At 49.2% G+C, this 8,451-nt stretch carries 8 protein-coding genes; 5 read left to right on the top strand and 3 right to left on the bottom strand.

Annotation, left to right across the window (positions count from 1 at the left end; translation table 11 throughout):
• Positions 1-13 precede the first annotated feature (13 nt).
• From Q0E49_RS03855 to Q0E49_RS03870, 4 genes are read left to right on the top strand one after another with little or no spacing between them, the layout of a single operon-like run.
• On the top strand, positions 14-979 hold the full coding sequence (locus Q0E49_RS03855) for a sugar kinase (protein ID WP_295746640.1): 966 nt from the start codon (positions 14-16) through the stop codon (positions 977-979).
• The gene (locus Q0E49_RS03860) at positions 979-1,602 is read left to right on the top strand and encodes an orotidine 5'-phosphate decarboxylase / HUMPS family protein (RefSeq protein ID WP_295746641.1); all 624 of its coding nucleotides are present in this window, start codon (positions 979-981) and stop codon (positions 1,600-1,602) included. Before Q0E49_RS03855 ends, Q0E49_RS03860 begins: the two co-directional genes overlap by 1 nt.
• Positions 1,602-2,144: a 6-phospho-3-hexuloisomerase gene (hxlB, locus tag Q0E49_RS03865; RefSeq protein ID WP_295746642.1), complete on the top strand. Its 543-nt coding sequence runs from the start codon at positions 1,602-1,604 to the stop codon at positions 2,142-2,144. The genes Q0E49_RS03860 and hxlB overlap by 1 nt, the downstream gene beginning before the upstream one ends.
• 21 nt (positions 2,145-2,165) lie before the next feature.
• Positions 2,166-2,819 carry a bifunctional 2-keto-4-hydroxyglutarate aldolase/2-keto-3-deoxy-6-phosphogluconate aldolase gene (locus tag Q0E49_RS03870; protein WP_295746643.1) on the top strand — a complete coding sequence of 218 codons (654 nt, stop codon included), beginning with the start codon at positions 2,166-2,168 and terminating at the stop codon, positions 2,817-2,819.
• A gap of 60 nt (positions 2,820-2,879) precedes the next feature.
• On the opposite strand, the gene Q0E49_RS03875 is transcribed toward Q0E49_RS03870, so the two are convergent.
• Positions 2,880-4,049, bottom strand: coding sequence for an MFS transporter (locus tag Q0E49_RS03875; protein ID WP_295746644.1), 1,170 nt, complete (start codon positions 4,047-4,049; stop codon positions 2,880-2,882).
• A 375-nt stretch (positions 4,050-4,424) separates the two neighbouring features.
• Here Q0E49_RS03875 and Q0E49_RS03880 point away from each other — a divergent pair, with 375 nt between their 5' ends.
• Entirely contained in the window at positions 4,425-5,444 is a 1,020-nt protein-coding gene (locus Q0E49_RS03880; protein ID WP_295746645.1) for a zinc-dependent alcohol dehydrogenase family protein, read from the top strand.
• Positions 5,445-5,510: 66 nt separating this feature from the next.
• Here the strand turns inward: Q0E49_RS03880 and gtfA are convergent, their stop codons facing one another.
• Complete coding sequence (gene gtfA, locus Q0E49_RS03885) at positions 5,511-6,968, bottom strand: sucrose phosphorylase (RefSeq protein WP_295746646.1); 1,458 nt, start codon at positions 6,966-6,968, stop codon at positions 5,511-5,513.
• Between the two features lie 53 nt (positions 6,969-7,021).
• The gene (locus Q0E49_RS03890) at positions 7,022-8,236 is read right to left on the bottom strand and encodes an MFS transporter (protein ID WP_295746647.1); all 1,215 of its coding nucleotides are present in this window, start codon (positions 8,234-8,236) and stop codon (positions 7,022-7,024) included.
• Positions 8,237-8,451: the final 215 nt, after the last annotated feature.

Consider the following 8,451-nt stretch of genomic DNA (forward strand, 5'->3'; position numbering starts at 1 on the left):
GTAGGATTATATCATGAGTGAAGTTATTACAATCGGTGAACCATTAGTTACTTTTTGTTCTGAAGAACCCGATGTTTCTTTAGCTGATGCCCTTGAATGGCACAAAATCATGGGTGGTGCTGAACTGAACGTTGCCATCGGGGTTAAGCGCCTTGGTCATACTGTTCAATACATTTCCCGGGTTGGTGAAGACCCGTTTGGTGAATTCGTTAAAAAGACTATTGCCAGCCACAAGGTCGGAACAGAATACGTTTCTTACGACCCTAACCACTGGACTGGTCACCAAATTAAGCAACGGGTTACCAAGGGCGACCCCCAAGTCTTCAACTACCGGAAGAATTCAGCCGCCTGCTTCCTAACGAAGGACATCATTAATAAGGTTGACCTCTCCGACGTTAAGATTGCCCACATGTCTGGGATTTTCCCAAGCATTTCTGACACCGCTGAAGAAACGTTCCGAGCCCTCTTCAAGCGGTTAAATGATAATAACATCCTGACGACTTATGACCCAAACCTGCGTGATACCTGGAAGAGTCATGACTACATGGTGAAGACTGAAAACGAATTAGCCGGTTATGCCGACATCGTGATGCCCGGAGTCGAAGAAGGTAAGATTCTGATGGGATCTGATGATCCAGAAGAAATCGCTGACTTCTACTTGAAGGGTGAACGAACCAAGACCGTGATTGTCAAGATCGGTTCCAAGGGGGCCTTCGTTAAGACCGCTGATGGTGACAAGTACACCGTTGCCGGCTTCCACGTTGACCAACAGGACATCGTCGACACGGTCGGTGCCGGTGACGGGTTCGCCCTCGGGGTGATCACTGCACTGCTGGAAGGTAAGAACATGAAGACCGCCGTTATGCGTGGTAACGCTGTTGGTGCTCTGCAAATCCAAACCCCTGGTGACAACGACGGTTACCCAACCCCAGACGGTCTGAAGAAGTTTTACACTGAACAGGGGGTTACCGAGGAATAATGAAGCTGCAAGTCGCCATTGACCGGGTCAGCCTTGACTATGCCAAGAAAATTGCGGGACAACTCGACTCCGTTGTTGATATCATCGAAATGGGCACATCCCTGGTGAAAGACTACGGGTGTTACGCCCTGCAAAAAGAGCAGCTGGGCATCCATCACGCCGAGTTACTGTTAGATACCAAGACGATTGACGAAGGTCAGTATGAGTTTGAACAGGGGTTTGCTACCGGCGCTGACATCCTTACCGTCATGGGGGCAGCTGCCACAGGTACCCTGACGACCTGCTACCAGGTGGCTGAAAAGGCTCACCACCAAATGTTCATTGACTTGATGGAAGTTGATGATGCAAAAACCAAGCAACTGTTAGGCTTTGATCACGCGATCTATGGCATCCACCATGCTAAAGATAGCAGTGCCGACTTCGATGCCGCCGCGTCAGTTGCAAAGTTTCACGCTGCTTATCCACAGGTTTCACGGATTAACGTGGCTGGTGGGATCGACTTAGCGCAGGCTGCCAAGCTCAGTCAGCAAGGAATTGCTGACACGGTGATCGTTGGTGGTAAAATTATGAAGAGTAACGATCCCGTTACTGCAGCACAAAAATTCATGAAGGTGATTAAGTAATGGCATTAGTAGAGCAAGTAAAGTCAGAAATTGATCAAGTATTGGACCTTGTCGATGAGCGTCAATTAGACGACGTCGAGCCACTACTAACTAAGGATAAACGAATCTTCGTTTTGGGTGCTGGTCGTTCCGGCTTAATGGCGCGGGCATTTGCAATGCGGTTAATGCACATTGGCTACACCCCGTACGTGATTGGCGAAACTATCACCCCCTCCGTTCAGGCTGGTGATGTGCTAGTGGCTGTTTCGGGCTCTGGCAACACCAAGAGTATTGTTGAGCTGGCTGCCAAAGCTAAGGATAACGGCGCCACTTTGATTGGCGTTACTAGCAATCGTGAATCAAAGCTAGCTAACCTGGCTGACAAGTCAATTGTTGTCCCCGGCGCAACGAAAGCTGGTGACGGGGTTAAGTCTATCCAGTTGCTGAGTACGCTCTTTGATCAAACCGTTCACATCACGCTTGATGTCTTATGCCTCAAGCTGAGCCGGCGCGATCACACTTCCAATGCGGCTGCTGCGCATACCCACAGCAACATGGAATAATAAATCAAAGAAGGTAGAAATATGCTGAAAAAGTTTCAAGCCTTAAAGGCTGTTCAAAATGCTGGTGTCCTGGCCGTTGTCCGGGGAACTAGCGAAGAAAATTCTTACCAAACTGCTGTGGCCAGTATCAAGGGGGGCGTCAAGGCAATTGAACTGGCCTTCACCTCGCCAAATGCCGACGTGACTATTAAGCGGCTGTCAGAAGACTACGCTGACGACCCAGACGTCGTTGTTGGTGCCGGAACCGTGCTTGATGGGCCGACTGCCCGGATGGCCATGGTTGCTGGTGCCCGCTTCATCGTCAGCCCGTCGTTTAACGCCGAGGTTGCTAAGCTCTGCAACCTGTATGCGATCCCTTACATGCCTGGTTGCTTTAGTCCAACGGAAGTTCAAACAGCCCTGATGAGCGGCTCTGACGTTGTCAAAATCTTCCCTGGCGCCATTGCTGGCACTAAGATGATCAACGAATTACACGGACCATTCCCGCAGGCCAACTTCATGCCAAGTGGTGGCGTCTCACTGGCTAACTTAAAGGATTGGTTAGCTGCTGGTGCCTTCTGCTGCGGTGCTGGTGGCAGTCTCGTCGGTCCTGGTGCCAAGGGTGACTACGACCAAGTTACCAAGAACGCCCAGCAATTCCACGATGAACTAGCACGGATTCGTCAAGAAGACTAGTTATCTCCTCAAACAATAAAGGCGCGTTGCGAATCGATCGCAACGCGCTTTTTGTGTCTATTAATATTCTTTCATTCCCCGGTATTGACGATGTAAGAAGAGAATCAGGATGGTTGCCAGTGCCCCGTAAACAGCCCCGACGTAACCAAGGTTTTTTATCGCGGTAAAACCGACTGCTTGCGAAGCGGTGAACGATCCCAGTGAAATGCCAATGTTAGCAAAAATGGAGTTGAGCGAAGAAGCCAGGTCCAGGGACTGCGGATACTCTTTTTCAGCAATGTCTAAAAACATCAACTGCGTCGAGGCACCATAACAAGAAAAAGCGATACACAACAAAGCCACAAGCACAATGGCGACCCACTTGAGCGATAAGACACTGGCAAAGGCCATGTAAAAGACCGTCATGGCAGTATAGATTGGCCACAGCTTGTGTACCCCACCACGGTCAGCCAGGTACCCACCAAACTTATTACCGACGATAAAGAAGATTCCCATCCCAAACAGCAGCCAGTTCAACCAGGAATAATCAAAGCCCATCCCGTCAGTAATCAATGGCCGAATGTAAGTGTAAATGCTGTAGTCAGCTGCGCAGACACAGACGATGAAGCAAACTCCCAGCAGAACGCGGACGTCTTTCAGGAGGACAAACTGTTTGTTCAAGGCGCTCTTCACCTGCGGGGTATCACGCGGCACCAGCCAGACAAGCAGGGCAAAGACAATGATTGTCAGACCGGTAATCATCCAAAAACTATCGTGCCAGGTTAAGGAGTGACTAATCATGGTCCCAATCGGAATGCCCACGACCGAGGCAATACTGAAACCAGCAAAAACCCATGAAACCAGACTGGCGCGTTTTTCCCGTGGTGCAACAAAACTAGCCATTACCAAAACGAGGGAAATAATTGCCCCGGCAACTGACGCAGTAAGAATCCGCGACAACAGCATGGAAGTGAAGTTAGTTGCAAGAGCCGTCCAAGTGTTGCCAATAAAGAAAATCACCATCAGGACAAGTAACACCCGGTGTCGTTTCCAGCGGTTAGCTAACGACGTAATTAAGGGTGTACAAACCGCGTAGACTAAGGCAAACACCGTCACCAATAAACCCAGCTTGGAAAGTGAGTCATGGTACTGGTGCGCAATATCAGGAAGGACCCCGACGATCATGTACTCGTTACAACCGAGCATAAATGCCACGAAGACAAAAAGAATTGCTTGAAGTCGATATTTCATTTTGGTGTGATTAGCAGACCCTGCTCTGCCGTTTCCTTTCTTGAGATTTTGATAACCAAGCTATTTTAGCAAAGGTTCCAGAATCGGGGAAGCCCCTTTTGACGAATAAAATAATTTTCCATCATTGGTCTGAGCCATTATCCGCTCAATACTGCACATTATTCGCCATTTAACGGATAACTCGAATTAGCCACCATCAGCCAATTGACATGGCTGCTTTCACCATGTACGATATTTTAAAGGTAGTGAATAAGTGAGCATGGTTCATTTGCCTACCAGTAAGGATCAACGACGCTTAGACTTTCGCTAACAAACTGATGTTAGTTAAGCAAGCGTCCGCGACTACTGTTAATTGTTCTTAAAGGAGGAATTTTGATGAAAGCTTTAGTCATGACTGGTGTTAAAAAAATGGAAGTTCAAACGGACTATCCTAAACCAACGCCAAAGCCAAATGAAGTCCTGATTCACACCGCTTACGCTGGTATTTGTGGTACTGATAAGGGACTTTATAATGGTTTGCCAGGGTCAGCCGATGCCGTCCCACCAATTGTTCTGGGTCACGAAAATTCCGGGGTGGTTGCTGCCGTCGGTTCAGCCGTTACGGGGTTTAAACCGGGTGACCGCGTCAGCATCGACCCGAACATCTACTGCCATCACTGCTTCTACTGTCGGACTTCCCGTCCCGAATTTTGTGAGCACCTCGATGCCGTGGGGGTTACCCGTGACGGGGGCTTTGAAGAATTCTTTACCGCCCCGGCCGAAGTGGTTTACCACATTCCTGATAACGTTTCACTCAAGGCTGCAGCGGTCATCGAACCCATTTCATGTGCAATGCACGCCATCGACCTGCTGGAACTCCACCCGTACCAAAACGCCCTCATCATCGGGGCTGGTTTTGAAGGCATCCTGATGGGGCAAATACTCCAGTCAAGCGGTGTTCGTGAAGTGACCATGGCAGCGCGAAACCAAGAAAAGCTCGACATGCTGCATGATAAGTTTGGCTTCCAGGTAGTCAACAACAAGACTCACCCAGACGACATCAAATCCGAATCATACGATATTGTGATCGAAGCCGTTGGGCTTGCCGCTACCCAGGAACAGGCCGTTGAAGCCGCTCGTCGTGGCGGACAGGTCCTGATGTTTGGTGTCGGCAACCCTAACTCTACCTTCACCATTAATTCCTACAAGATCTTCCAAAAGCAGCTGAAGATCCAGGGGTCATTCATTAACCCGTACACCTTTGAAGATTCTATTGGTCTGCTGCAATCAGGCGACGTTGATCCACTACCACTGATGTCCCACGAACTCAACCTGAGTGAGGTTGAAGACTTCGTTAGTGGCAAACTAACTGGCGTTACGAAAGCCATCGTTAAGGTTGGCGACGAAAACGCCTAACCTTTCCCCAACAACAAATCCCCGTGACGGTTCGTCCGCCACGGGGATTTTGATTTCATTATTGAATTACTTTTGTTCCATCACTGTTGCACCATTAGCAGTGATCGTGAAGCTCTTGTTAGCCGCATCTGCGTCCAGAACAGCGACGTTGTTACCATCCTTGTCTTGACGAGTAATCTTGATCGTCGTCTCAGATGGGGTTTCCACTTTGATTGAACCGTCAAGGTCAAAGGCTGCAAACTTATTCCGCCATGACAACAGGTTGAGCAGGTTCTTGACTACCGGCCGTTGAACCTCCTGTGCTACTTCATCCTTACTGTAGTAGTGACGGTTGATGTTCCGCCCTTCCTTAGTCTTTTCCAGCAGTTCCAGGTCGTTAGTCCCGGCAAGCAGACCAACGTAGTAAATCATTGGAATACCAGGAGCAAAAATCTGGAAGGCCCGTGCCAACAGGTAAGCCTTGTCGTCGTCACCCAGCGCCGAGTAGTATGTTGAGTTAATCTGGTAAATATCCAGGTTGTGGTATTCAGCACTGGAGTACTTCCGCTTAACGTTGGCCCCAACCTTGTAGAGTTCGTTGGAAGCATATTCGATTTCATCATCGGTCAGAATATCCTTGGCGTCAACCACCCCGATCCCGTCGTGGGTGTCCAAGGTGGTGAACTGCTTCATCGGACTCATCTTCAGCCACTTAGCCAGCCGGTTGGTCTTACCTGAGTACAAAGTGTACAGGGTGGTCATTGGCAGCGTGAAGTCATAGATAAAGAAGTTGTGCTGTGAAATCTTCTGCGGAATCGTGTAGTGTTCGTGAATTTCTGGCAGGATAATGGCCTTGTATGGTGCCAGGATGTCCTGGACCTTGTTTAACAGGTCCCAAATTTCTGGTTCAACGAAGAAGTCGTTAGTGCCGACCTTCTTAACCGCGTAGGCAAAGGCATCCAAGCGGATCATGTCGGCACCGTGCTTGACCATGTCGATCAGCGTTTCCTTGAAGAACTGGTTGGCAACCTTACTCTTCACGTTAATATCAATCTGTTCTTCACCGAAAGTATTCCAGAGGTGTTCTTTCGTCCCATCAGCAAAGTCGATTTCCTGTTCGGGGGCCTTATCCTTCCGCTTGTAGATCATGTCAATGTCTTTTTGCGTTGGCCGGTTCTCGCCAGCCTTTTCCCAGAACTTTTCCCAACGGATAAAGAAGTCGTTGTACTTGGAATCGTCATGCTTGGCCTTGAAGTCCTGGTACATCTCAGACTTCTTGGAGATGTGGTTGATCATAAAGTCAAACATTAAGTAGTAGTCTTCACCAAGCGCTTCGACGTCGGACCAGTCACCAAAGACCGGGTCAACAACATCGTAGCGGTAAGGAGCAAACCCACGGTCACCGGTTGACGGGAAGAATGGTAGCAAGTGAACCCCACCGATGGCATCGCCAATGTACTTGTTTAAGACTTCGTGAGTTTCCTTAATATTTTTTCCCATCGAATCAGAATAGGTAATGAGCATTGCTTTGTTTTGAATTGGCATGGTTAAAATCCTCCTCGGAAATCATTAATAATGACAAATCACGACAAACAACATTACTTAACAGCCCGGCGCCGGGTTGCCAAGAAAATCACCAGTGCAATCAGCAGCAAGGCGACCCCGTAAATCGGGAATGGTGCGGCCAGCCCCATCCCACTCATCGGCTTGCCCGTCAACTGGTTTGTCCAGGCAGCAATCGTCGGTGAGAAGAAGGAACCAAAGTTAAAACCGATCAAGCAAAGTGACGTTACCAGCGGCTGACGGTCAGCCGGTGCCAGGTCGGGTAGCAGGTTAAAGATCAGCGGCGAAACTAACTGAAGCGGGAAGCCGATCAACAGCAGGCCAATCACCATCATCACGTAGTTATCCCCTGCAAAGCCAAACAGGAAGTTGGCCAGCGCCATCAGCCCCAGGCCAAGGTAAACAGTACCAAAGCCTAAGCGGTCCTGGATCCACCCGTAGGTGATCCCCCCAAGGGTGGCGCCAATCAGCATCAGTGACAAGAACATTGATGCCCCCGTGTAATGCGCACCGTTAATGGCAACAGCCAAGCCGGGGAACCGGTTTTCCATCCCGACATAGTCCACTACCAGCAGGAAAGCAAAGAGGACCAGCAAGCCAACGACCGGACTAATCTTCTTCACCTGACCCTCATCGCCAGTGAGTTCTTCCGCCAAATCATCTTCATCGACGTGCTTGTCTTGCGACTGACTTTCTTCCGGAACCCGCAGCGCAAAGAAGACGAGGACGGCAAAAGCCAGAAAGTAGACAGCAAATGATGACCGCCAGCCGAGGTAGCTCAGCAATAAGCCGGCAATCGTCAGTGTAAAGGCTTGTCCCACCTGTTCAGCGGCTGCCCGCCAGCCAAGCATCTGGGCCCGTTCCTGTCCGTCATACCACACGGAAATTACAGAAATTGCCTGGGAGTTATAAAGACCGTAACCAGCCCCTAATACTAACCGTGACAATAAGATCACCATATAATTGTTAACGAACATCGGGACTATCCCGGCTAAGCCCACAATCGTGACCCCGGCCATAATGATCTTTTTATCGGAAATGTGGAACCATTGTTGAATCAATGGCGACAAAACCACGAAGATCATGACGGCAAAGGACGGCGTCGTGACCAGGTATTCAGACTGTGTCTGGGTAATGTGCATTGCCGCTTTGAGTTGCGGCAGCGAGCCCTGAATAGCGTAAGCACTAGTTACCATCAATGAAACTGACAGAAAGGCCAGCTTCGTAATCATCGAATGCTTTTTATTCATCGTTTGCGGTCGCTCCTTACATTTGGTAGTTTGATCAACAGTGATCAAAGTCTTGAAATAAGGTACTATGACAGCGGTTAATTGTCAAGTCGCATGCGCAACTTAACGATATAAATTCACAGTTGGTACTTACTTATTATCGACGATATTAAGCCCGGATTGCTGGGCACGGAACCACACATCGCCTAACCGGATGTTTGGTCCCACCTTGATAC

Source organism: uncultured Limosilactobacillus sp. (assembly GCF_934202235.1).
GTDB lineage: Bacteria > Bacillota > Bacilli > Lactobacillales > Lactobacillaceae > Limosilactobacillus.